General features: G+C 54.6%; 17 protein-coding genes. 16 read left to right on the top strand and 1 reads right to left on the bottom strand.

The window, feature by feature from the left end; genetic code table 11:
• Positions 1–47 precede the first annotated feature (47 nt).
• From NB063_RS00935 to NB063_RS00905, 7 genes are all read left to right on the top strand, one after another.
• Positions 48–446: a hypothetical protein gene (locus NB063_RS00935; protein ID WP_250926850.1), complete on the top strand. Its 399-nt coding sequence runs from the start codon at positions 48–50 to the stop codon at positions 444–446.
• Between the two features lie 177 nt (positions 447–623).
• The gene (locus NB063_RS00930) at positions 624–971 is read left to right on the top strand and encodes a heavy-metal-associated domain-containing protein (RefSeq protein ID WP_250926849.1); all 348 of its coding nucleotides are present in this window, start codon (positions 624–626) and stop codon (positions 969–971) included.
• 12 nt (positions 972–983) lie between these two features.
• Positions 984–2,138: an ABC transporter permease gene (locus NB063_RS00925; RefSeq protein WP_250926848.1), complete on the top strand. Its 1,155-nt coding sequence runs from the start codon at positions 984–986 to the stop codon at positions 2,136–2,138.
• Positions 2,139–2,210: 72 nt separating this feature from the next.
• Positions 2,211–2,726 (top strand): hypothetical protein, encoded by a 516-nt coding sequence (locus NB063_RS00920; protein WP_250926847.1) that lies wholly within the window; start codon positions 2,211–2,213, stop codon positions 2,724–2,726.
• 107 nt (positions 2,727–2,833) lie between these two features.
• Positions 2,834–4,390 (top strand): efflux RND transporter periplasmic adaptor subunit, encoded by a 1,557-nt coding sequence (locus NB063_RS00915; RefSeq protein ID WP_250926846.1) that lies wholly within the window; start codon positions 2,834–2,836, stop codon positions 4,388–4,390.
• Entirely contained in the window at positions 4,391–5,122 is a 732-nt protein-coding gene (locus tag NB063_RS00910) for an ABC transporter ATP-binding protein (protein ID WP_250926845.1), read from the top strand.
• Positions 5,119–6,252, top strand: a complete 1,134-nt coding sequence (locus NB063_RS00905) for an ABC transporter permease (RefSeq protein WP_250926844.1) — start codon at positions 5,119–5,121, stop codon at positions 6,250–6,252. Before NB063_RS00910 ends, NB063_RS00905 begins: the two co-directional genes overlap by 4 nt.
• Positions 6,253–7,026: 774 nt before the next feature.
• Here NB063_RS00905 and NB063_RS00900 read toward each other — a convergent pair.
• Entirely contained in the window at positions 7,027–8,373 is a 1,347-nt protein-coding gene (locus tag NB063_RS00900; protein WP_250926843.1) for a GntP family permease, read from the bottom strand.
• A 455-nt stretch (positions 8,374–8,828) separates the two neighbouring features.
• Between NB063_RS00900 and NB063_RS00895 the strand changes: the two genes are divergently transcribed.
• The 9 genes from NB063_RS00895 to NB063_RS00855 all read left to right on the top strand — a co-directional run bounded on the left by NB063_RS00895 (position 8,829) and on the right by NB063_RS00855 (position 25,698).
• Entirely contained in the window at positions 8,829–10,382 is a 1,554-nt protein-coding gene (locus NB063_RS00895; protein WP_250926842.1) for a sulfatase, read from the top strand.
• Positions 10,383–10,561: 179 nt separating this feature from the next.
• Positions 10,562–10,801: a hypothetical protein gene (locus tag NB063_RS00890; protein WP_250926841.1), complete on the top strand. Its 240-nt coding sequence runs from the start codon at positions 10,562–10,564 to the stop codon at positions 10,799–10,801.
• A gap of 352 nt (positions 10,802–11,153) precedes the next feature.
• Positions 11,154–12,275 carry a glycoside hydrolase family 117 protein gene (locus NB063_RS00885; RefSeq protein WP_407652517.1) on the top strand — a complete coding sequence of 374 codons (1,122 nt, stop codon included), beginning with the start codon at positions 11,154–11,156 and terminating at the stop codon, positions 12,273–12,275.
• An 80-nt stretch (positions 12,276–12,355) separates the two neighbouring features.
• Entirely contained in the window at positions 12,356–14,383 is a 2,028-nt protein-coding gene (locus tag NB063_RS00880; protein WP_250926839.1) for a beta-agarase, read from the top strand.
• Between the two features lie 112 nt (positions 14,384–14,495).
• Positions 14,496–16,955, top strand: a complete 2,460-nt coding sequence (locus NB063_RS00875) for a glycoside hydrolase family 2 TIM barrel-domain containing protein (RefSeq protein ID WP_250926838.1) — start codon at positions 14,496–14,498, stop codon at positions 16,953–16,955.
• A 177-nt stretch (positions 16,956–17,132) separates the two neighbouring features.
• Complete coding sequence (locus NB063_RS00870) at positions 17,133–18,764, top strand: DUF5060 domain-containing protein (RefSeq protein WP_250926837.1); 1,632 nt, start codon at positions 17,133–17,135, stop codon at positions 18,762–18,764.
• Between the two features lie 20 nt (positions 18,765–18,784).
• Positions 18,785–20,464 carry a sulfatase-like hydrolase/transferase gene (locus NB063_RS00865; RefSeq protein ID WP_250926836.1) on the top strand — a complete coding sequence of 560 codons (1,680 nt, stop codon included), beginning with the start codon at positions 18,785–18,787 and terminating at the stop codon, positions 20,462–20,464.
• A gap of 9 nt (positions 20,465–20,473) precedes the next feature.
• The gene (locus tag NB063_RS00860; protein WP_250926835.1) at positions 20,474–22,786 is read left to right on the top strand and encodes a sulfatase-like hydrolase/transferase; all 2,313 of its coding nucleotides are present in this window, start codon (positions 20,474–20,476) and stop codon (positions 22,784–22,786) included.
• A 44-nt stretch (positions 22,787–22,830) separates the two neighbouring features.
• Positions 22,831–25,698, top strand: a complete 2,868-nt coding sequence (locus NB063_RS00855; protein WP_250926834.1) for a sulfatase-like hydrolase/transferase — start codon at positions 22,831–22,833, stop codon at positions 25,696–25,698.
• Positions 25,699–25,738: the final 40 nt, after the last annotated feature.

Genomic DNA, 25,738 nt, shown 5'->3' with positions numbered 1-25,738 from the left:
CACAGGTCGAACTTGTGAGAGATCGGGTGACGAGATACACTACAGGCATGAAATCGCCCCTCCTCGCGTTGCTGTTGATCGTCAATCTTTTGGCGTGTCCGGTGCGTTGTCTTTCGTGTCAAACGAATGCAACGGCGGGAGAGGAGTCTGCGCCGGTCGCGTGTGCGTGCTGTTCCCATTGCGAAGAGGTACCCGCGTCGGATCTGCCCGAGCCCTGTGGCGAGGAGTGCAATTGTCAAGATTGCATCTGTGAGGGCGCTGTCGTCGAGACGGACATCGAATTGCCCGAATCCGACTTGGTAGTCGAATGGGTATTGCCGACGCTTGTGGATCACGATGTATCGGCTCGGTATGTTGACTTTGCCTCATTACGTTCGTCCCGATCTGACGGGCAACGCGTCTCGGGGCGCGACGTGCGCATCGCGCACCAGTCTTGGCTGATTTGAGCCGGCAAAACGTATGGAATCATTAACGGGCGCTGATGAATAGCCCGTTCGTGTTCCTTTCTTTCGTTTGTTGTTTTGTTCTTGTTTGACTAGCCCCGTCGTTTGATGCTGCGCGCGATGGTCGTGTGTGGACGGACGGATTTGGTTTCGAAGGTTTCTATCAAAAGGATGGAATGCATGTTGAGTTTGACCCGAAGTGGTATCTGTTTGTGCGCCGCTGTGTTGATTGCGGTTTTGTCCCTGAACGCGGCCGCATCCGGTGCCGAACGTGATCGCAATCACATCGTCATGACGGTGGGTGAAATGTGTGGTGGGTGTGTGAAGAAGATCACCACGCGTTTTGAGGACGTCGAAGGTGTCGCAAAAGTCGAATGTAGCATCGAAAAGAAATCCGTGACCGTGTTCCCCGAGCAATCCGTTCGGCTGAGTCCGAAATCAGTTTGGGAGGTTATGGAAGGAATCGGCAAAACGCCGAAGAAGATGGTCTGCGCCGAAGGCACGTTTACGTCCAAGCCCAAGGTATAGGCGAAATCGCAGATGCTACTTCCCTGGGATTACGGCGTACGTAACTTGGCTCGTCGGCCGGTTCGGACTGCATTGACTCTCGTCGCGTTGGCGACGGTGGTGATGTTGGTGTTCGTCGTCGTGGGGTTCATTCGTGGATTAGAACGATCGTTGGCTGTGAGCGGTGATGAAAACGTGGTGTTGGTCTACTCGGTGAACTCGGAAGAGAACATCGAGAACTCGTCGATCGCCGCCCGCAGTCCGTCGTTGTTGACGGCGAGTGTGGAAGGAACGGTCAAACGTTTCGGAGTAACGCACGTATCGCCCGAGTTGTACTTGGGGACACGAGTCAAAACCGAGTCAGGGGAAGGCGGATTGGGATTGGTGCGCGGCGTGACTTTGTCGGCGCCGTTGGTTCGTCGTTCGGTCCAGATCGTGGAAGGCGACTGGCCTAGCGATGGCGAGGTCCTTGTCGGCCGATTAGCGGCGGCAAAACTCGGCAGTTCCGATGAATCGGTGAGGATCGGAAAGACGCTCGAGTTCGAAGGACGCCAATGGACAGTCAGTGGCCGGTTTGCGGCCGGCGGTGCCGCTTATGAATCGGAGATTTGGTGTCGGCTAGGTGATTTTCAGACAGCGACCAAGCGACAAGATCTGAGTCTGGTCGCGATGTTGTTGTCGCCGAGCGGATCGGCCGCCGAGGTGGCACTTTTTTGCAAGGAGCGAACCGATCTCGAACTGCGTGCGATCCGAGAAACCGACTACTACGGTTCGCTGCAGCGGCACTACAGACCCGTCCGATTGTTGGCTTGGTTTGTGGTTGTGCTGGTTTCGGCGGCCGGGATTTTTGCCGGATTGAACATGATGTATGGGGCGGTCGCCGGTCGCGTCCGCGAGATCGCAACTTTGCAAGCGATCGGATTTCGCAGGCGTGCGATCCTGATCAGTTTGATTCAAGAGGGAGTCTTGTTGGCAGCGGCTGCGTCGTTGTTGTCGGGGGTGATTTCACTCACGGTGCTCAACGGAATGGCGGTGCGATTCACGATGGGGGCGTTTACTCTACGGATCGATAGCGCCGCGATCCTGATCGGTTGCGGCGTCGGATTGTTATTAGGTGTCGTGGGTGCGTTGCCCCCGGCGTTGAAAGCGTTGCGAGCTGAAGTCGCAACCAGTTTGAAAGCAGTTTAGTGAAGGCTTCGTATCCAAGACGAAGCGTTTTGTTTTGAAATGTTAGTTACTTAAATTCCAAGGAGAATTGAAATGAAGATTTGCAGTTTGATGTTGATGGGGTTGAGTGTTCTGTTCACGGGATGCGGATCGTCTGAGGTGACCACAGTGACTCTTGATGAGTCCAGTTCGCCGGCGACGCAGTATCTCGCTGAGAGTGAACCTGCCGACGCGATACCCGTTGGCGAGGCGCGGGAAGCGACCGAAGACGGCCAAGACGTCACCTTGGTCGGTTTGATCGGCGGATCGAGTGAGCCGTTCGTCGAGGGGATTGCCGCGTTCACGATCGTCGACCCCAAGGTCCCGTTTTGTGCTGCCGACGAAGGGTGTCCGACTCCGTGGGACTACTGCTGCACGCAAGATCAAGTCAAAGACAACATCGCGACGGTCAAAATTGTGGACGAGTCGGGAAATCCAGTCGCCCAAGATGCTCGCAAAATGTTGTCGGTGAAAGAATTGTCAACAGTCGTGGTCAAAGGCACTGCGAAGCGTGACGACCAGGGCAACCTCACCGTTGCGGCGAATCAAGTCTTCGTTCGCAGTGAATGAGGATCGGTGTGAGAGCCACGCACTCGGCGAACTCATGCGTTTTCGTCAAACGGGCTCCTCGCACGATTCATGAATTGTCCACGCTTCACTCATTGCGGTTTGTCACCATGTCGCCTCCTCTCGATCTCAGCCGATTGGCACTCGATCGCTCGCCTCCAAGCGAGTCGACGTCGGTAAAGCCGCGCCCAAAGCGTTGGCTGACCCGATACGTTGTACCGTTGGGGATCCTGCTCGGATTCATCGCTTTGTTGGGAGCGGCGGCTGGACGACGGTTGATTCCGGCGAAATCAGTAACGGTTGTGCCGGTCGTCGTGAAGCGTGGAACGGTTCAACAAGCCGGTACGACGTTGTTCCAGTCCCCGGGATGGATTGAACCTCGGCCGACGGCGATCAGTGTCGCGGCCTTGGCCCCGGGGGTGATTGAGGAATTGCTGGTCGTCGAAGGACAGCAGGTCGCCAAGGGGCAACCGATCGCTCGGCTAATTTCGATCGACGCCGAACTGATGGTCGAGCAAGCCCGCAATTCGTTGGCGATTCGGGAAGGAGAACTTCGGCGTGCCAACGCGGAGCTCAACGCTGCCAAGATTCGATTCGAGAACCCGGTTCATTTAGAAGTCCAGCGGGCGGATGCGCAAAGCACGCTGGCAAAAGCTCAGACCGAGTTGGCTAAGTTGCCGTACCTGATCGAAGCGGCCGAGGCCGAAACCGAATACACCCGCAACAGCTTTGAGGGCAAGCAATCGGCAAAGGGAGCGATCTCGGGACGTATTATCGCTCGCGCCGAGAGCGACCACGCCGCATCTGTGGCAACGTTGCAGGAACTCAAACAGCGGCGACCCAATTTGGAACGTGAAGTTGCCGCACTCAGCGACAAAGTCAACGCGCTCAATCGACAATTGGAACTCCTGGTCGAAGAAACGCGGCAAGTGGAAGAGGCCAAAGCCAAGGTCCAGTCGGCCGAAGCATTACGTGATGAGGCTCGCTTGCAATTACGCCAAGCCGAATTGGCGTTAGAGCGAAATGTCGTCCGCGCCCCGATCGACGGACGGATCTTACGACTGGTCGCGTCGCCCGGGACTCGTGTGATGGGACTCGATTCGAATGCGGGGCAGAGTTCCAGCACGGTTGTCGAAATGTATGATCCCGAGCGGCTGCAGGTACGCGCCGATGTGCGGCTTGAAGACGTGCCGATGGTGACGCGTGGGCAGCCTGTTGAGATCGAGACGGCGTCCTCGGCAGTAGCCATCCGCGGCCGTGTGTTGCAAACCACGAGTTCAGCCAATATTCAAAAAAACACTCTCGAAGTGAAGGTGGAGTTGATCGACCCGCCACCGACGGTCAGCCCTGAAATGCTGGTGACGGCAACCTTTTTAGCGCCGGTGGTTGAACAAACCAGCGATGAGGAGACCGAAACCGAGCGGATGTTTGTTCCCAATCAGCTGGTTCAATCCGATGGTTCAGGCACGTTCATTTGGATCGTGGACGCAGAGAACATCGCCCGACAAAACCGGGTCACTCTGGGTGGCGAGAACGGTGATGGGTTGGTGGAAATCGCATCGGGGTTGAGGGTAACAGACAAATTGATCGCCAGCGGTACGGAGGGTCTGACTCCAGGGACCGTCGTTCAGGTATCCGGCGACGACCAAATCATAGGGATGAATTAAATGGCATTGGTAGAACTACGCGGCGTGAGCAAGAGCTTTAGCAAGGGCGACGAAACCATCACTCCGCTCGACAACGTCGACATGGATATCGAAAGCGGCGAGTTTGTGTCGTTGATGGGACCGAGCGGCACCGGCAAAAGCACGCTGCTCAACTTGGTCAGCGGTATCGACCGGGTGGACTCCGGAACGATTACCGTGGCCGGAACCGAAGTCACGAAACTCTCGCGAAGCCGATTGGCGGATTGGCGAGCGGCAAACTTGGGATACATCTTTCAAACACATAATCTCATTCCGGTTTTGACGGCTTACGAAAATGTCGAACTCCCGACGCTGTTGCTCAAACTCTCTTCGGCGCAGCGTCGACAACGTGTGGAGTTAGCGTTGGAAGCGGTAGGGCTAAGTGATCGCGCCGACCATTACCCCAGACAGCTCTCGGGTGGACAAGAACAACGTGTCGGCATTGCACGTGCCATTGTGGCTCACCCCAAAGTCGTCGTGGCCGATGAACCAACCGGGAGCCTCGATACGGAGACCAGTGAGCAAGTTCAGGTGCTGTTGCAACGTCTGAACAAGGAGCTCGACATCACCATGTTGATAGTCACTCATGATACGGACGTAGCACAAATCGCATCGCGACAATTGGTGCTCGACCGTGGCAAATTCTTGGAGAAGGGAGACGAAGGTTCGATGTCTTCTCAACCGCAACCTACCCCACACCTCTTTCAACAATGATTGCTTACGTCCTCAAGACACTTTGGCGTCACCGCACGCGGACGCTGCTGACCGTTACCGGCGCGGCAGTAGCGATGTTCGTGTTTTGTTTCGTTGGCTCGGTGCAAGAGGGATTGCATCGGTTGACCAATGGTGCGGACGCGGACCGAAGTTTGATCGTGTTTCAGGAAAATCGTTTTTGTCCGACGAGCAGCCGTTTGCCCGAAGACTACTCACGGAAGATTAAAGAGGTTCCGGGAGTTCGCGATGTGATGCCCATTCAAGTTTGGACCAACAATTGTCGGGCGAGTCTAGACATCGTCGTCTTTAACGGCGCCGACCCGGAACAGATCCAAAGATCCAGGCCGATCAAGTTGACCAGTGGCGATTGGAGTCAGTTTAAGTCACAGCGTGATGCTGCGATCGTGGGACGCAACGTCGCCCAACGACGTGGTTTGAAGACCGGGGATCAATTTTCGATCGGTGAGATTTCGGTGAAGGTGGCGGGGGTTTTTGAGTCAACCGTTCCTTCCGAAGAGAATTTGATCTACACGAGTCTCGCTTTTCTGCAGTACACCCGCGGCCTCGACGCGGCGGGATTGGTCACTCAGCATGAGGTGATGCTGACCGACGATGCCGAGCCCGACCGGGTCGCGGCGGAGATTGACGAGATGTTGCGGTCCGGATCCGTTGCCACGAAGACGCGGCGAAAAGGTGCTTTTCAAGCCAGCACGCTCTCTGACCTGGTTGATCTGATCGGATTTGCCCATTGGCTCGGTTACGCTTGCGTCGGGCTCGTCCTGTCGCTTGTCGCAACGACTACGGTGATGAGCGTTCAGGATCGGATCAAAGAGTACGCGGTGTTGCAAACAATCGGTGTTCGCCCGGCGAGAGCAATGCGATTGGTGCTGGCCGAAAGTACGCTGCTTTGTCTGGTTGGCGGAGTCGCAGGCACGATGCTCGCTCTGGCGGCGTTGGGGATCGGTGGTTTTGCGATTGGAGCGGAAGGTGCCACGATCGCGTTTCGACCTTCGCTAGGGTTGGCGGTTTCCGGGACGATCGTCTCTCTCATCGTCGGTGTCGCCGCGGGTTTGGCGCCGGCGATCCAAGCCGCAACGGTCCCGATCGTGAACTCGCTGCGGCAAGCCTAGCGATCTTGCTGAAGACCGGACGAAATACGGACGCAGAAGTCCTTTGTCAGCATTCAAACTTGGGGGGGCGACCGGAAGCTCACCCCGTTTGGCGCGGCTTCTTAGCGGCAGGCCGCGAGCCCCTCCGGTTCTAAGCAGGTAGGCGGGAATCATTGGGCTAAATCCGATGAGCCATTTGGGCGTTAGCCTGGCCTGCCAAATCTCTGGACTGCCAAAGCGTTGCGAAGACGTGGAAAGACAACGCCGCGCCAGTATTGCTTCCATTCCTAGTCGCGATAGCGACGGCAGGCGAAAGCCCCGGACGCGAGTCCGGGGTCAACGCCCCCCCGCATACACCAAGTCGCGAAGCGATGACAGATGCCGCTTCCGGTGGTTCATTCGTGCGCACACCCGTGTTTTGTGTCGTCGCGTTGCGACTTGATTCGCTTTGTATTCCCAAACCATGGACCCACGTCCGTGGCTATCACATGTTGTCACGATCGTGACTAACCATTCGGGAAACTCTGGAGCCAGCTAAGCAGGTATGCAGGAATCATCTGGCGAAACTGCCGCGAACTGTAGGCCGGACCGAGGCTTTGCGAGTTCCGGCATTCACTTGCTCAGTCGTGCCGGAACTGCGTCGCTTAGGCTCCTTGGTCCGGCCTACGCCGAACCGATCACGATCAGCGGAATTGTCGTTATACCGAATCACTTCTATGTACCTGCTTAATAACCCGCTCGCCTCGGATAGACGAGGAATTCGCATCTGACGCAGCAAGTCGTTGCAGACTTCTGTTATTTTAATCCGCACATTCTGAGTACGAGAACGGCGGCGAGTCCACCCAGGCCCATGCAAAGCGATTGCACTGTAAACGTTTTTAGCAAAACCGACGGAGGCGCGTGATGCAATCGATTCAACAACCAGAAGAAGCTGGAGTTGACGTGAAAGACGCAGAACGAACCGCTGCCAATCAAAGCGGCCGTCATCTCCGGTGAAATGCCGAGTGAGGACATCAGTGGCGCGACGATCGAAGCCGTCGTGATCATGGACACCGTGATCGAACCGGTGGTGGTTGTGAAAATCGATGCCAGCACGAAGGGGAAGAGAAAACCGAACGCTCCCAAATCACTCGCGTAAGCCGAAATCGTTTCAGTCACTCCTGAGTTTTTGATGATGTGTCCAAACGCACCGCCGGCGCCGGTGATCATGATGACCAAAGCTGCTTTCTCGATCGCCCGCTCGGCCACGTTGGATATGTTGCTCATGCGAAAGTTGCGACCATACTGAGCCAAGGCGAGAATGACGCCGATTGAAAGTGCAACCAGTGGCGTGCCGAGGAACTTCATCGTGATGGATGCGGGGCCGGCATTGTCTGTGCCGATAAAGGAGCTGATCGCGATCAATACCAGCGGCACGAAGATGGGCAGCATCGCCAGCCATGTGGAGCCGGACGTTTGTTTGGGGCGATCATCGTTTTCGGCGAGAGCATTATCGTTCGAACTCGCGAACTGATTGCGAAGCTCACGGTCGTACGGCAGTTCGATCCTTCGACAATAAAACATCGCCCAAGCCAAGCCGCCGGCCATCGCGGAAAAAGCGACGAAAAAATTGATCAGGATGATGCGTCCGAGTTGACCTTCCAGAATCCCCGCGACGGCCAGTGGACCGGGCGTCGGCGGCATCAACGCGTGAGTGGCCGTCAGACCGGTGGCGAGAGACAAGCCCACGCCGAGTATGTTTTGTTTGCTTTTCGCCGCGAGTGCCTCCGTTACCGTTTGCATCATGATGTACGCGACGTCAACAAAAACCGGAATCGAGATGATGTATCCGGTGAGGCCCATCGCGTAGGGAAGGCGTTTTTCGCCTGCCAGTTTGAGCGTCGATTTCGCAATTCGTTCCGCACCTCCGGTCTCGTTGGCGATCTCGCCGATCATCGCTCCGAGAACCATGATGACGCCAATCCACTGCAGCGTTTTCGCGAATCCTTCCATTAACAGATCGACGGATTCGAGTCCGCCGAGCCCGCTGCCGATTCCGTAGAGCAGTCCAACGGCCAGTAGCGCCAGGAACGGGTGGACGTTCCAGCGACTGATCGAGAGGAGCAGCAACACGACGCATGAAAACAGAATGAAGAGTTGCATTGACGGATGGGGTGACCAAATGGGAAGTGAATCTTGAGGTTGGTTGTGGGGGCAGTGCCATGATGATATCGCGATGACCTCGTCCCGTTTGGGACGTTGTATCTTGGGAGGCGGTTGTCTATAGACGTGCGGCGATTGTCGACGTTCGTGTTTTGTCGGGTCCAGGTGTTTAGCGGGCTGGAACCGGAGGGCTCCCCGGATGTTTTGATGCTGACGCTCCATTAGCAGGAATTTCGAAGGATGATTTTGATAGCAGAGATCCGTGGAGGCTATGATCTCTGAACCGTTCGACGCACGCGGATTTGAGAATCCTCACCCCACCGTGCCAGTGGCGATATGATGGTGCGTGTCAGTGAGCGATCGCGTTTGTATTGAGACGTTTGCTGACCCGTGCGTCCAACACTGACTCAAATTCAATTCCCTCCCCACAGACCAATCAGTTTAAAAACATTCCCATGAGATTCGTTTTTGCAGCTCTGTTGTGCATGATCGCGTCTTTCGCGGCGGCGGATCAACGAAACTTCGTTTTCATTCTTGTCGATGATCTTGGGTACAAAGACCTGGGTTACAACGGCAGCACGTTCTACGAAACGCCGAACGTGGATGCGTTGGCTGCGTCGGGAATGCGTTTTGACCAAGGGTATGCTGCTTGTCGCGTGTGCAGTCCGTCGCGGGCGAGCATCATGACGGGGAAGGCTACGGCCCGGCACGGAATCACCGATTGGATCGGGGCGGCTCACGGCATGAAATGGAATCGCAACGATCATGTCCTGCCGGCGGAATATGTTCATCAGCTCGATCACGAAGAGGTTACCGTCGCCGAAGCGATGCGTGATGCGGGCTACACCACGTTCTTTGCTGGGAAGTGGCATTTGGGAAGCGAAGGCTCGTGGCCGGAAGATCATGGTTTCATGATCAACAAGGGTGGTTGGGACAAAGGCTCTCCGGCGGGCGGCTATTTTGCCCCGTGGGTCAACCCGCGACTGGAGAACGGTCCCGACGGCGAACTGTTGACCTTGCGATTAGCCAACGAGACCGCGGCGTTCATCGAATCGAATCGCGAGAAACCGTTTTTTGCTTTCCTCTCGTTTTACACCGTTCATGGGCCGATCCAGACGACCGAGCAGCTTTGTCAAAAGTATCGCGACAAGGCAAAAGCGATGGGGCTGGCTGGCGAAGCTTCACGTTTCAAATTTGACCGGCGACTCCCCGTTCGTCAGGTGCAAGACAATCCCATCTATGCGGGCATGGTGGAGTCGATGGACACCGCGGTCGGGATCGTGATGGACAAATTGAAAGAGACCGGACTCGATAAAAATACAGTCGTCATCTTCACGTCCGACAACGGCGGGGTTTCATCCGGCGACGCTTTCTCGACCAGTTTGCTGCCGCTTCGTGGTGGCAAGGGACGTCAATGGGAAGGTGGAATCCGCGAACCTTACATCATCCACGTTCCCGGAATGACGTCGGCGGGTGCGTCATCGAATGTCCCGGTGATCGGGATGGATTTCTATCCCACGATCCTAGAACTGGCGAGCCTTCCCCCGATGCCGAATCAGCATGTCGATGGTGTGAGTCTGGTGCCGGTTTTGGAAGGGAATTCCATACCCGCTCGCGATTTGTACTGGCACTATCCGCACTACGGCAACCAAGGCGGAGAACCGTCGTCCATCATCCGTAACGGTGACTGGAAATTGATCTATTACCACGAGGATGGCCGCAACGAACTTTATCATTTGAGCGAAGACCTTGGCGAGCAGAATGACGTGGCATCCGTCCATCCGGAAAAAGTGACAGAGCTTCGCAAGCGTTTAGACCACTGGTTGGCTGACGCGGGCGCTAAGTTTCCGAAACCCGATCCGCGATTCACTCAAGAGAAGTTCGACGCAAAGATTGAGAAAGCCAAAACTCGTCAAATGGAAGGTCTTGAGCGGCAGCATAAGCAGTTCCTCGACAACGACTGGGAGCCATCGGGCAAACCGGGGTGGTGGGGAAGTGCGGTCGATTGACGCTTGACATGCAGACCCATCAAAGACACGCCGCTCGATAGGTTTAATGGCTGCATCCAAAACGGAAAACTTCTTGTTGACGCATCTGTGACTTCGGTCATTGGCTTGTTGAGTCCGTTCATCGTGGCGGACGATCTCAACACGCCAGGATTGCTCAACGCTCGAACCAAAAGAATCTCTTGGGTCATCAAGTTGCGACCGATTCGCTATGCGAAGTCGTTGGGTTGATTGCCCAGCATCGATCGCGTTTTTGCAGATTTTTGCGTTCATTGCTGAGCTACCACGACGATGTTGATGACCTGTTGCACGACGTCAGGTTGCAGGCGAGCGAATTCGAGATCGGGACCAAAGGTGAACTGACGAACTCGCTGCCTGAAGACACGCCCCGCAAAGATTCGGAACAGCATTACGCGCTGTAGCACAAACGACCAAGTCAACAGACTTGCGTTTTGACTCGGAAATCGTTGGGGCCGAGAGTACCGCTTAAGTCTATATGCTTTGAGTGCTTTCATAGTGGCGGATTCGCTGCTGCAATCGGCCTCCAAGGGGCATGGAATTTTTGTTCGGTTCGACTAATGTTAACATTTTGCAACGCGGTTCATTGCGACCGGGAACACCCATGCATCCAAATCAAACACATACGACATGAAAAATTCGCTGCTACTGATTCCTCTATTTATGCTCCTTTGCGCCCCGTCCGCGATTGCGCAAGAGACAGGGTTTCCGTTTGTTCTGCCGAAGGAGAAACCAGACCGGCCGATGAGTGCGGCAATGCTGCGCAACTACACGCAGTGGTCTGCTCCGCGTCCTGAAGACAACGAGCTTTATACGCAGTTCAAGTACACCAAGCTCAAAGGGTTTGATTATCGCAACCACGATGGCACGGTCTCGAGACGTGATCCTTCAAAGGTGATTTTCGCCAACGGCAAGTACTACGTTTGGTACACCAAGCGAGACACGCCGACGCCGCCGAAAGGAGCTGATGCGTCGACCGATACCATCCCGTCGAGTGATTGGGACCTGTGCGACATCTGGTACGCAACCAGCGTCGACGGATTCACTTGGGAAGAACAAGGCATCGCTATCCCGCGGCCACCGAAGCCGAATGTCGGTTGGCGATCGGTGTCAACGACCGACATTTTGGAGTGGAAGGGAAAATACTACCTCTACTATCAAGGGTTCATGGAGGCGAGTGGAAAACGTGGTGACGATTGTCCCGTTGCGGTTTCCTATTCGGATTCGCCAGACGGACCGTGGACACCACACAATCAGATCGTGATCCCAAACGGAGCACCCGGAGAATGGGATCAGTATTCCATTCATGACCCGTATCCGCTCGTCTATAAGGGAAAGATCTACCTCTACTACAAGTCTGACTTTGATGGTGACCCGCAGTTGGTGCGGATGCAGGGACTCGCGATCGCCGACGACCCGCTCGGTCCGTTCGAGAAGCATCCACTCAACCCCGTCATCAATTCAGGGCATGAGACGACGTTGTTTCCGTTCAAGGAAGGAATTGCTGCTCTCGTGATTCGGGATGGAAACGAACATTCGACGGTTCAGTACGCGGAAGACGGCGTGAACTTTGAGATCGCGTCGATCACGGCGATGATGCCCAACGCAGGTGGCCCATTCATTCCGGATGCGTTTACGGACACGAAATATGGTCGTGGAATCACGTGGGGGATTTCACATTTCACCAACGCGACCACGTGGGACAAGAACCACGCCGTCCTCACGCGTTTCGATTGCGACTTGAGTTTGGATTTAAACGACCCGGTGATGAAGCGGACAGGACTCTATCAAAGTCCTGAGGTGCATTATCAGCAAGGTCTCGGAAAAGCTCAGCTCAAACGGATTGAAGAAGCCAACCGGAAGCTAAGAGAACAATAGCCGTTGCGGGCCAGACGCATTTGTTTGCGTCGGGAAGAAGTGGGAACGTCCAGTGTGTCTGGCAAACTTCAGGAAATGAAATGAATCGGATCGGACTACTCGGAATCGGAATCGCATTGTTCGTGACATCAAGTGTTGTTGCGGATCAACCGGTGATGCATGTGTCTACACCTGATGCAAATCCAAACCGAACGGTGATTGTTGTTGAGCCCCAAACGACCCGCGCGATTCAGGGCATTTCCGAGGTCGAACGCAAACGCTATTTCAACCTCTGCGATCCCGGAACCGGTTTTGAACAACGCGTCAAGGACGATGCGATGTACGACTATCTGGTGAAGGAACTTGGTGTCTCGTTCGGGCGACGTTTGGGAGTAGTGAAGCATCCGGCGATGTCATTGAGGGAAGATCCCGACCGCCCTGGGTTTCCCGATATCACGCCGTTGAAAACAGCGAAGGTGGACAAGCCATCGCAGCGAATGTTGGAAGACTTTGGGCCGAACCTCAACGTGGCGGCACACGGACACCACAACGCGTTCCCTGAATACATGGGGCGATTCGAAACGAAAGATTCGGTCAGCGATCCCAAGCACGCTCAGTTTCTACCGCAGAACATCGAAGCGGCGGCGCTATTGTCCGCAGCGGTTTTGCGGTTTGACTTTAACGACTTCGACCGACCGAAGTTCTACGAGCCGGTGAACGAACCGCATTGGTCGTTTCCAAAAACTCAGCATCTGGCCGATTGGCATCTCGAGACGATGCGGATGGTTCATCGTGCCACGCCGGGAGTGAAAGTGGGGGGGCCCTGCCTTCCGGTTTGTTACTTCTATCGTGGCGACTACAAAAGCTTCGATGGTCTCAAAGGCTTCATCGAACGAACCGATGCGCAGTTGGATTTTTATTCGTTCCACACGTATGACTATCTGCGTTGGCGCGACGGCGAGTTTAAAGGCCGTATCCAGTCCGGTTTGCCCCTCGAAGGGACGCTCGACCTCGTGCAGAACTACACGGTGAATGCTTTTGGAAAAGAAGTGGATATCGTGATCAGTGAACAGGGCGGCTACATCGGCAGCGACCCGAAGGGTGAGTACGACGGCGAATACGTGGCGGCAGAGATTCTGGCCGAGCGTTATCCCGACGCAGACCCCGAGTCATGGGACTACGAGCTAAAGAAACGTTCGATCGTTAGTTTCGGGCATGTCAGCAGTATCGTCGCGAACACGCTGACGTTTTTGGAACACCCGCACTGTGTTCAAAAAACGGTCCCGTTCCTGCTTCCAAACACATGGAGTTGGGGGCCGAAGTATTACGCGCAGCTCTATGTTGCCAAAGACTATGTCGACGAAACACAGTGGGTCGAATCGGACATGACGATGTATTTCAAACTGTTCCGCGGTGTCGCCGGACGACGCGTGAAGGCGTTGTGCAGCGATCCCGATCTGCAGACGCGGGCCTTTGTCGATGGCAGCAAGCTGTTTCTCGCGATCAACAATCAGAGTTTCCAACCGGAGTCGGTTGATCTCAGAGGAATCAAGAGTGATCAAGTTGTGTTGCGTCGATTCGGACGCAATCCCGACTTCACCTGTTCGTATGCCGAAGAAACCATCGCTACACCGACCAGTCTTGCATTGGCTGGACGCGAGACGGTCGTGATTGTCGCCGATAGCGGCCAACCGATTGAGCCAAATCGCATGGTGAATGAAGTGGTTTGCTATGGTGACAAAGTCACGCAGTCGGTGCAGGATGCGACCTTCGTGGTGGGTGTCCCACAAGACAAACCGATCGACTACGCCCAATTGCGGATCGGCCTGACCCGATCACCTGAGTCGATTCGAACGCCAGTTGTTCGATTTAACGGCGAAGTGATAGACGTGGCGCTGGAGGATAGTGCGGAGCGTTTTTTGGATCGCGAATATGCGACGACGAAGTTGATCCCACTCGATCCTGCGAAGGTCAAAGCGGAAAACACGATTTCGGTATCGTTCCCAGACGGAAATGACGGTGCCGTCGGCAGCGTGGTGATTCGAGCGGCCGTCGTTGAGTCATTGTCGGCTGGTTCGTGGTCAAAATCCGCTGTCGCTCCCGACCGATCCAAGACCGCCGGCAGCTGAACTGCGATTAACAGACTCAAACAGTCGTTCGCAACGGAACGAATTTCAAATACGCCTCGTGAACCAGAAAGTTGCCAGTAGGCAAGAATCGATACCGAAAAGGACGCTCCCCATGACACGCGTGATGATGATGTTTTTCGTAGCCTTGACGATGGCGCTAGCGGTCCCAGCGATCGCTGCGGAACCGTCGAGTGAATACAGGGAGTCGTTCAACGACGGCTGGTTGTTCCACAACGGAGAGGCTCCTGGTGCTGAGGCGTCCGACTTTGATGATTCTCAATGGCGACCCCAGGATCTGCCTCATGATTGGGCGATCGAGGGCCCGTTTGATATCAAGTACAACGCTCGCTGCGGCGGGTTGCCGTTTCACGGAACGGGCTGGTATCGAAAAACGTTTGACACCCCGGCGGGTTCCAAAGGGAAAGCGGTCTTGGTCACGTTCGATGGTGCGATGTACGACGCACACGTTTGGGTGAACGGACAGTTTGTTGGAAACCGACCTTACGGCTACATCGAATTCCAATTCGACATCAGCAAATACCTCAATGATGAGGGCGCAAACACGATCGCGGTCAGGCTGACGCCGGAAGATCTCTCTTCGCGATGGTATCCGGGGGCTGGGATTTACCGGAACGTTTGGATCGACGTTCGCAATCCGGTTCGTGTGGATCAGTGGGGCACTTTCGTGACGACTCCACAGGTAACCGATCAGGCCGCAACGGTTTCAGTCGAAACTACGCTCACGGGAGATCTCACGGGAGCTGACGTCCAGGTCAAATACGAGGTGTTCGATCCGAATGGAAAAGTGGTGGCAACGTCGACCAAACCAGCCGCAGAGAAGACGTCGACGCAGTTGACGGTGAATGACCCGATGCGTTGGGACATCGAATCGCCTCATCTTTATCGTCTGAAGACGACGGTTCTCAGCGGTGAGGAAACGCTCGATGTTGTGCAGTCTCGATTTGGTATCCGAACGCTTGAGTTCTCAAAGGACAAAGGGTTTGCACTCAATGGCAAACACACTCGCATTCAAGGTGTGTGTTTGCACCATGACAATGGACCGTTGGGGGCGATCGTAAACCGACGTGCCATCGAACGAAAACTGCAAATCATGAAGCAGATGGGTGTTAATTCAGTCCGCACGAGCCACAATCCGCCCTCCAACGAATTGCTCGACCTGTGTGACGAGATGGGGATATTGGTGCAAGTGGAAGCGTTCGATGTTTGGATGAAGGCCAAGGTGCCCAATGGCTATAACAAATTCTTCGAAGAATGGGCTGAGCGTGATATCAAAGACATGGTCCGACGCGACCGCAATCATCCGTCGGTGTTCATGTGGAGTATTGGAAACGAGATTCTCGAACAAGCCAGTAAAGAGGATGGCAATCGGATCGCTAAGCAGCTCAATGACTATGTGAAGTCACTCGACACGACGCGGCCAACGACTTGCGGATTCAATTGGTATCCAGGGCCGTATGCCACCGGAATGGCCGGTCAAGTCGATATCGCGGGGATGAACTACAAACCGCTGGCGTATGGCGATCCCGTTAACGCGTATTTGCCGAACAATCCGGTTGTCGGCTCGGAAACGTCGTCGTGCACGAGCAGTCGCGGTGTCTACCATTTGCCGATCGAAAAGTATCAAACGCATGAGTCGAAACAGGTCACCAGTTACGACATCATCGGTCCCCCGTGGGCCTACCCACCCGACATCGAGTTCGACGCGTTAGAAAAACATCCCGAGATCCTGGGCGAATATGTCTGGACCGGGTTCGATTATCTCGGCGAACCGACTCCCTACGGCGGCAAAGACAATAACACCAATGGTTATTGGAACGAGGATTGGCCGTCGCGGAGTTCGTACTTCGGTGCCGTCGATCTCTGCGGTTTTCCAAAAGACCGCTTCTATCTGTATCAGAGCCAATGGACCGAAGAGCCGATGGTGCACGTGCTGCCGCACTGGAACTGGGAAAACACTGGGCACGATACGATTCCGGTGATTGCCTACAGCAATTGCGATGAGGTTGAACTGTTCGTCAACGGTGAGTCGGCAGGCCGTCGTATCAAGGGCAAGGATTTGACAAAGATTCCGGTCAAATTCAACAGATACGAAAAAGATCATCTCATGTCGAAGTATCGGATGTCGTGGGACGTGCCGTTTGCCCCCGGCTCGCTACGCGTGGTCGGTTATCTCGATGGTAAACCCGTCGCCGAGAAAGAAATCAAGACTGCCGGTGCTCCTGCACGAGTGAAGTTGACTCCGGATCGGGAAGAGTTGGCGGCCGACGGTTCGGATTTGTCGTACGTCACCGTTCGGATCGAAGACGCTGAGGGTAACTTCTGCCCGCTGGCGTCGAACTTGGTCCGGTTCACGGTGGACGGGGCGGGGACGATTGCCGCGGTCGGCAACGGTAACGCCGCCACCACTGCGCCGTTCATTGCCAACCAACGAGAAGCGTTCAACGGCTTGTGCATGTTGATCATTAAGTCGGCCAAGCACGCCGGCGAGATCACGATCCGAGCAGAGTCGGACGGCTTGCAAGCGGACCACGCGTCGATTGACGCGAAGTAGGCCCTGCGGTCAATCATTGCACCGCGGGACAGCCGCGGTTTCGATCGTGTTCCGTGGTGAATGTGAGCGGTCTGCACGCACGCGGCGGCTCCGTGTGTGGCAGCGATCACGTTTGCCCTATCGCTTAGTGATGATCACAGGGCGTTTTCTGTTTAAACCAATCCCAATGAGATAGAGATGAAATCCCGTTTTGCAATTTTTGCCATCGGTTTGATCGCGATGCTGGCCGCTCACGCCGAGATTTCAGCGAAAGAGATACAAGGCAACCAAAACGTTTCCGCGCGGCAATGGGACGTTCTCGACTTGACGTTCGAGGTCAATGAAGTGCCTCCGCAACCAGTCGATGTCGAGTTTTGGGCAACCTTCACGGATGCCACTGGACAGCAATTGGAGGTGCCCGGTTTTTACAATGGCTCTACCGAGTACGTGATCCGATTCACGCCGCCGACGGCCGGCGAGTGGTCTTACGTGACCCATTCGAAGCTATCACAGCTTGACGGAAACACAGGGGCTGTGTCGGCGGCAGCGGCCAGTGAGGGACGACGCGGCGGTTTGTGGCTGGACCCTGACAATGATCGCAATTTCGTTTACGAAGACGGCACGAATTACTATCCCATTGCGATCGAGGCGGATTGGTTGTTTGCCCTCGATGCCGAAAATCCCGATGGCATCCCCGTGACTCGGATGTTCGTCGATACGTTGGCGGAGAACGGTTTCAATCAAGTCGTCATGAATGTGTTCGCGTATGACGTGAACTGGAAGAAGGACGAAAGGTTAGAAGCAAAATATGATTACGGAAGCCCACGTGTGTTCCCGTTTGGTGGCGACAACGGCCAACCCGATCATTCAAAGCTGAACATCGAGTATTTTAAGCGGCTCGACCGGGTGATCGATTACCTCGATCAAAAGGGACTCGCCGCTCACCTGATGATCTACGTTTGGAACAAGGAGGTGAACTGGCCCGAGGCCGATTCCGAGAACGATAATCGCTATTTTGATTATGTCGTTCGCCGCTATCAGGCGTATCCCAATCTCGTTTGGGACATTTCAAAGGAAGCACTTGGGTACGGGCATAATGATGTCAACTACATCACCAGCCGGATCGATCGGTTGCGCAAGCTCGATCGTTATCAACGTTTGGTTACCGTGCACGACTATGGTTACTGCATGCGTTTTCCAAAGAAGGTCGACTTTATTTCGGTGCAGTTGTGGTTGTCGGAGCTGTACAGCGTGATGCGAAAGGTCGTTTCGCAGTTTCCGGGCAAACCGATTCTCAATATCGAGCACGGCGGTTATGAGAAAGGGCCGTACGTCGTGTTCACCGGCAACTACACGTCTCCGGAAGTCTGTTTGGAGCGTGCGTATCAATGTGTCTTCGCCGGAACGTATCCGACTCATTATTGGCAGGGTGCCGCATGGAATGTGGTTTTTACCGATATCGATGCGATGGCTCCCGAGGATCGCCCGCGTTTGGATTATTACAAACACATGCGGGCGTTTGTGGACAAATATGATCTTGCTAGCTTCAAGGCGGGCGACAAGAAAAGCAATTCGGGCTTTTGTCTGCACAACGACGATGGCCTGTTTATCTACTACGTTCCCAAAGAGAACGTCAGCATCGGAGTGTCGGTTGGCAAAGACAAAGTCGGAGGCATGATGACTGGGAGGTGGTTCGATCCGATGTCAGGAACATACAGCGAACCGATTCGCCAAAAAATCACACAGTGGCCGAGTTTTGCGAAACCCCAGGGAGAGCAGTTCGCGATTCTGATCGTTCAAGTGGATGCAACTGAGGAGGCGGGGAGATAGTGTTTATTCAACGGAGAATCATGACCGGCCAATTGGCAGTGGCTCTGTTGCTCGGTTTCGCATGCGTGGCAGCGGTGGCGGACGATCGTCCGAACTTCGTGTTCATTCTTACCGACGACCAGTCCTACGGGATGATGGGGTGCGACGCCAACGAGTTGACGCAGACGCCTCATATCGACCAACTCGCGCGTGACGGAGTGTTCTTCGATCGTGCGTACATCACCAGTGCGATTTGTACTCCGAGTCGCATTTCCATTTTGCTGAGCCAGTTCGAGCGGAAACACGGAGTGAATTTTAACTCGGGAACGAGTGTTTCACCTGAGGCGTGGGCGAAGTCGTATCCGGTGATCATGCGAGAACATGGTTACTACACCGGTTACGTCGGCAAGAACCACGCACCCATTGGTGAGGGCGGCTACGAGAGTGGTCTGATGGACGAATCGTTTGATTACTTCTATGCCGGTCACGGTCACATCCGCTTCTACCCGAAGGAAATTCACGAGATCTTTCGGGCTGCAAAGTCAGACACACAGGTGGAAGTCATCCAAGAAGGCGTCGATGACTTTCTTTCCAATGAGCACCGCCTCGAAAGGGCCATTCGCTTTCTCGATTCACGTCCAGGCGACAAGCCCTTTTGTTTGAGTATCTGCTTTAACCTGCCCCACGATGCCGGAGCGGGAACAATGGAGTCGCGCCAGAGCGATGACGAAATCTACAAATCGTTGTACGGCGACGTCGAGATTCCGCTTCCTGAGAACTATGTCGCCAAGGCGGACATCACGACGCCAAAGCTGCCACCAAATGTTTTGAAAGTAAGCGAACGTCAGACGGGATACGACTATTCTGACGAACCGCAGACCGCGATCGATCGCATCCGGCGGCGGATGCAAGCCATGACCGGAATCGATCGTCTGGTCGGCAAGGTGCGTGAGAGGTTGAGCTCGCAGGGGCTCGATCAAAACACGATTCTGATCTTCACCTCTGATCATGGACTGTTCACCGGTGAGCAAGGGTTGGGAGGCAAGGCACTTTGTTACGAGCAGACGACGCACGTTCCCCTGATTGTCTACAACCCTCAAGCACCTTCGGCGGCCCGCGGGCGACGGTGTGATGAATTTGCCCAAAGTATCGACATCGCTCCGATGATGTTGGAGTACGCGGGTATCGACCGGCCCGGATCCTTTCAAGGCAAAAGTATCCGGGGGTTGGTGGACGGAGATGCCGTGGCGGTGCACGACTACATCTTTACCGAGAACCTTTGGGCGACCCATTTCGGTAACCCGCGGATCGAAGCCGTGCAAGACAAAGAGTGGAAATACATCCGCTACTACGCCAACGAAAGTTTTCCAGCGTCAATCAAAATCCGAACGGCAAAAGAGCTTGGGATCCCAATCGTCAAGATGCTTTACACGGTCAACGACGATGGTATCGCGGTTTATCGGCATTACGTCGAATCGCCACTCGCGGGCGAACAGCCAATCTACGAAGAACTTTATCACGTTGGCGTTGATCCACACGAGTTGAATAACGTGATCAACGAACCGAGCCACGCGGAGGTGCTCGCAAGACTTCGCGGCGCGTGGTGGGAGAAGTTGAAATATGCCCGGGGCACTGGTAATCCTAAGGTGCTCCGTTACACCGAAGCCAGCGAGTTGGAACGGAAACTCAAAGAATACCAAGTATCAGCACGAATTCGATAAGAGATCAACATGCTACTTAATGTGAAAACGATACACCGTATCGGGTGTGCGATATTTGCTTTTGCTTTCGTCACGGATGCTGCCGACGCGGCCGAAAAGCCGAACATCATTCTGGTGTACGCGGACGACATCAGTGCTCGTGAGCTGCCCATTTACGGTTCTTCGGTTTGGAGCCAGCCGACGCGTGGTGACACGAGTGATGAGAGTGTGCGGGCGAAGACTCCTGTGCTCGATCAGATGGCGGAGGAAGGTTGTTGGGTCAAAACGGCATGGGCGTCGGTCGTTTGTTCGCCGAGCCGTGCGATGATGATGACGGGCCGGTACGCGCATCTGCACAAGTGGTGGAACAACAAAGACAAAGGATTGTACGTCGACGATAACGGAAAAGCCGTGACGTGGCCGTTGTACAAAAGTTCGCCCATGCTGATCGGGCATGTTGCCCGGCAAGCAGGCTATGGAACTTATTGGGCTGGCAAGACTCAGATGGCCGGCGACCTACGCGAGTTCGGATTTGATCAAGGGTGTTTTACACCCGGAAACCTATCGGATACCGATAATCCCTACACCGATTTCAAAATGTACCTAAAGAAGGTGGACGGAACGAAGGTGCTGTTGAACGCGGATACTGACCAGCCACTAGATACCTATCAGCAGCACGGTTGGTATTTCTATCCGCACGTTCGTTTGATGAATCACGACGATAAAGCGTTTCAGTGGTGGCCCAACACACCCGATTCGATCAAGAATTTTGGTGTAGGGACCTATGGTCCTGATGTGGAATTGGATTTCATTTTCGATTTCATGCACCGGCAACATGCTCAGGATCAGCCATTCTTCGTCTACCACACCACGCACCTCGGTCACGATGCGTTTAATTGGTTAGATCCCGATTCAGAGAGTAGTTGGCCTGGAACGCCTAAGATCTCCTGGGATGGTAACGGCTACACGCGAACGCAGCCCCACATTACCGGTGACGAGGGCGACTATGACACGCACGGGACGGTGTCGGAGCCAGGTATCCATTCGCATATCAACTATCTCGACTACCAAATGTGGTTGTATCGAAACAAATTGAAAGAGATGGGGATCGAGGACAATACGGTCATCATTTTCTGTGCGGACAATGGCACCAGCGGTTACGGAAAAAACAGTTCCGACCGCCAGAAAGGGACTCATGTTCCGTTGATTATTTACGCACCAGGGATGACGAAGCACGGTGAGCAAGATGTGTTGGTGAACATGTCCGATATGCTACCCACGATCGCCGAGTTGGCTGGGGTAGAAATCCCCGAAGACTATGAGGTGAACGGCGAAAGTCTCGTTCCGTTCTTGTATACCGACAAACCGAAGCACAGGGACTGGATCTACGCGTACAGTCGCGAGCAGCAAATGATTCGTGGGGAAAAAGTGATGCGGGATGGTCCCGGGAGGTGGTGGGACGTCTCGAAAACGCCCGACGACCTAATCAGTTTCGAGCAGATCGACGATTGGGACTCGGTTTCAGAAGAGCATCGCGTGGAGCGTGATCTGCTCAAAGGAATCCTGCCACAATTCGACCTGCATGCCACACAGCGCAACGCACCCGGATTTGTACCGCCATCGGCTGACAATGCGGCGGCGAAGAAAGCCAATGCGGGTAAGAATCCAAAGCCGACTCAGGCGACGATGAAAACGTTACCTGCCAATCCAAATCGTGTGACGCGTTTTGCGGATGACTTCGAAGGGCGGACGGAAGTTGGCCCGCATTACATGACCGCGCTGGGGGCGGAAGACGCGTGGACGATCGTGGATGGTGCGTTGATCGGCAAGCAAACCAGGGACGATCACGGGGCTGTGATTCGCACCGAGATGAAGTTTGCCGATATCGATCTGGAATTTGATTTTCGCTTTAACGGCGGGTCGCGTTTCAATCTCGTGATGGATGACAAACACGAAAAGTCGGTTCATGCCGGGCACATCTGCCGCGTGTCGATTACGCCGAAGAAATTGACGCTTAGCGATGACAAAATCGGCGGCATGAATTTGAAAGTCCGCGAACAGCGACAGGACAAAAACCTCTCGGTCGAAGACAAGCAATCATTAGACGCTTTGCTTGCCAAGACGCAATCTTCGGCGTCAATCGCCGTCAAGCCGGGAGAGTGGCACCGACTTCGAGCACGCATTCGCGGAGACATCATGGCGGTGTTCTTGGATGGTGAAAAAGTGGCCGCGCTGCAATCGCCCGGATTCGCACACCCGACCAAGACAAAATACGGATTCACGGTCAATGGTGCGACTATCGATTTCGACAACGTCAACGTCTTCTCAACGCCGCAGGAATAGTGGTCATGGTCAGTTGGAACCCGTTTTCATTTGGTAGGCAAGCGATGACTCACACCCTTTGTCGATCGATGATGCTTGTCGCCGTTTTGTGCTCTGGCGTTCACTCGCACGCGGAAGACGAGGCACACGAATTGCCGAATATTCTGTGGGTCATCACGGATGACCAGCGTCCTGATTCGTTGGCTTGTTTCAACCGAGCGACACGTGGAACGAGCGAAAGCGAACTCGGGTATGTGTCCTCTCCAAATGTCGACATGCTCGCCAAAACTGGGGTCATGTTCACGCATGCCTACTGCAATTCGCCTGGATGTGCGCCGTCACGCGGATCGATGATCACCGGTCGCTATCCGTTTCGAAATGGCATCTATGGATTTGAACAAACTCACAACGCGGTCTCGACGTTCAAACCGGTTGTCCCGGAGGTCATGCGAGATCAAGGCTATCAGGCGGCGTTGTTCGGCAAGTCCGGGTATTACATTTTTGATTGGGGCCCAGGGCTGACCTGGAACGGACTGGGCTTCTGGGATTTTGAAGTTGATGCCAAGAATGACTTGCAACGCAACGGGCTGACGGACTGGAGCAAAGAGAAGCGTCGGGCGAAGATCAGCGGAAAAAGTACCGTGGTGGGAACGGAAGAGCGGTTTTATCGCGCTGACGGTTCCTATGAATCTTACTTGATCGATGGCGAAGTGAGCGAACAGGATGTGGCAAAGAAGAAAGCGATCGAAGAGGAATTAGACCTGCTCTACTCCACTTCCGCCGGGCATATTATCGGTGGCCGAAACTCGCAGCCGTCCGACAAGACGCTCGATGGTTGCACGGTCGCTGAGTTTGTCCATTATCTAGAACATGCGGGGCAAGCATACGAAACCGGCTACGGCCTCCAGACGGATGGTGCGTCGCTTGAGCAGCCGGTTTTTCTGAATCTTGGGTTTCACTTCCCACATACCCCCGTGATGCCGCCGCAAGAGTTTCGTGATGCATTCGCTGGGAAGCAATATCGAGTCCCGGAGTTCGACCTTAAGGATCTCAAGCGGCTACCTCCGCAACTGAAAACGCTACACACGAAGAATCGATTTGACGATTTGCAGCCCGCGGAAAAGCAGCAGGCGATTCGTGATTACTACGCGTTTTGTGCGTTTGGCGACTCCATGGTCGGTCAAGCTGTCGACGCGTTCAAAACGTCTAGCAAGAAACAAGAGCGTGAATACCTGATCGTTTACGTGTGCGGCGATCACAGTTGGCATCTGGGTGAGCAAGGTATCGAGTCAAAGTTCGGGCCCTACGACCATTCCAACCATAACGCCGTGATCGTCGTCTCGTCGGACACCGAAGCGTTTCCTCCGGGGACCGTGTGTGAGGACTTTGTCGAGTTCGTTGATTTCGCACCTACGTTTTATGCAGCCGCGGGGTTGGATGTTACCCGCCCCGAGTTTGCCCATCTCGATGGACAGCCGTTGCAGGACACGGTGGCGGGTAATGCCACCAAACGAGACTACGTGCTCGGCGAGATGAATCACGTGTATGGGCCACGTGCCTACATTCGCTCGAAAGACTTTGCCTTTTCAATGCGGACGCGGTTCAAAAACGGGAAAGCTGGAGCGGGCTACTCAGTGAATGAAAAGATTCGTTGGGCACTCGACGCGGCTCCGAAAGAAGTCGAGATGGCATTGTTCGACTTGCGAACGGATCCGAAGGAGCGAGTCAATGTCGCGGATGATGAACGTTATATCGGGTTGGCTGATTTCTTCCGGAGGAAGCTCGGCAACATCGTGCTCGGTGATCGCCGTTTGGAAGTGAATTGGAAAAAGGAAAACGAGTTTGCTGTCAGCGAGTTTGCCATCGGTAGCGATGACAAACGCCTTGAAATTCCGGCTGGATTAGTACCCACGCTCGATATGAAAATCGAGTTCGGAAAGGTGCGGCGGAAGTCGGTCTTTGGCAGCGACACGATGAGTCATTGGGGCGGTTCGCTCGTTCGTGGCGATGACGGCCTGTATCACATGTTTTATTCGCGATGGCCAAAGGATCTTGGTTGGGCTTGGGTCACCGATTCGGAAATCGCGCACGCGGTGTCGGCAAGCCCATTCGGACCGTTTGAGTTTCAAAACATTGCCTTGCCGCGTCGTGACAAAGACTATTGGGACGGATGGTGTACCCATAATCCGACCGTCTACCGATTTGGAGACAAGTACTATCTCTACTACATGGGAAATACTGGCGACGGTGAGATCGTCGGTCATCCCGGCAAACAGTTGCTCAATTGGCAGCATCGTAATAACCAACGCATTGGTGTCGCCGTTGCCGACAGCCCGAATGGTCCCTGGACTCGGTCGGACCAGCCGCTGATTGATGTCAGTCCCGAGCAAACTGCGCTGGATTCGCTAATGACGTCGAATCCTTCCATTTGTCAGCGTCCTGACGGTGGTTATGTCATCGTTTACAAAGCCGTTGGCCAGGAACATCCATTACCCAGCGGTGGGCCGGTTGTTCACTGTGTCGCGACGTCGGACAGCCCGACAGGCCCGTTTGTTAAGCAGGAGCAGCCCGTCTTTGTTTTTGAAGGAGAACGTTTTCCTGCCGAGGATCCCTATATCTGGTTTCAGGACGGGAAGTACCGCGCGATTGTGAAGCGAATCAAACATGAGGGCGGCAGGCGACTGTTTTCATTGGTGCACTACGACTCTCTCGATGGATTGGACTGGAAGCCTGGTAAGCATCACGAAATTTCACAGCGGGAGGTCGAGTGGGAGGATGGAGAGGTGCAGCAGTTCGATCACTTGGAACGCCCTCAGGTGTATGTTGAAAACGGCAAGCCCGTCGCGTTGTTATGTGCGGCGGACACGATCGACGAAAACAACGTCCGCCATTCCTTCAATATTCAGATTCCTCTGGTGATCACATTTGATTAGCAGCCACGTCGTTTTACCAAGCGCACCAAGAATCGGCTCG

It is taken from the genome of Aporhodopirellula aestuarii (genome assembly GCF_023701485.1).
Taxonomy (GTDB): Bacteria; Planctomycetota; Planctomycetia; order Pirellulales; family Pirellulaceae; genus Rhodopirellula; species Rhodopirellula aestuarii.
This window is presented reverse-complemented; position numbering and strand designations above follow the sequence as displayed.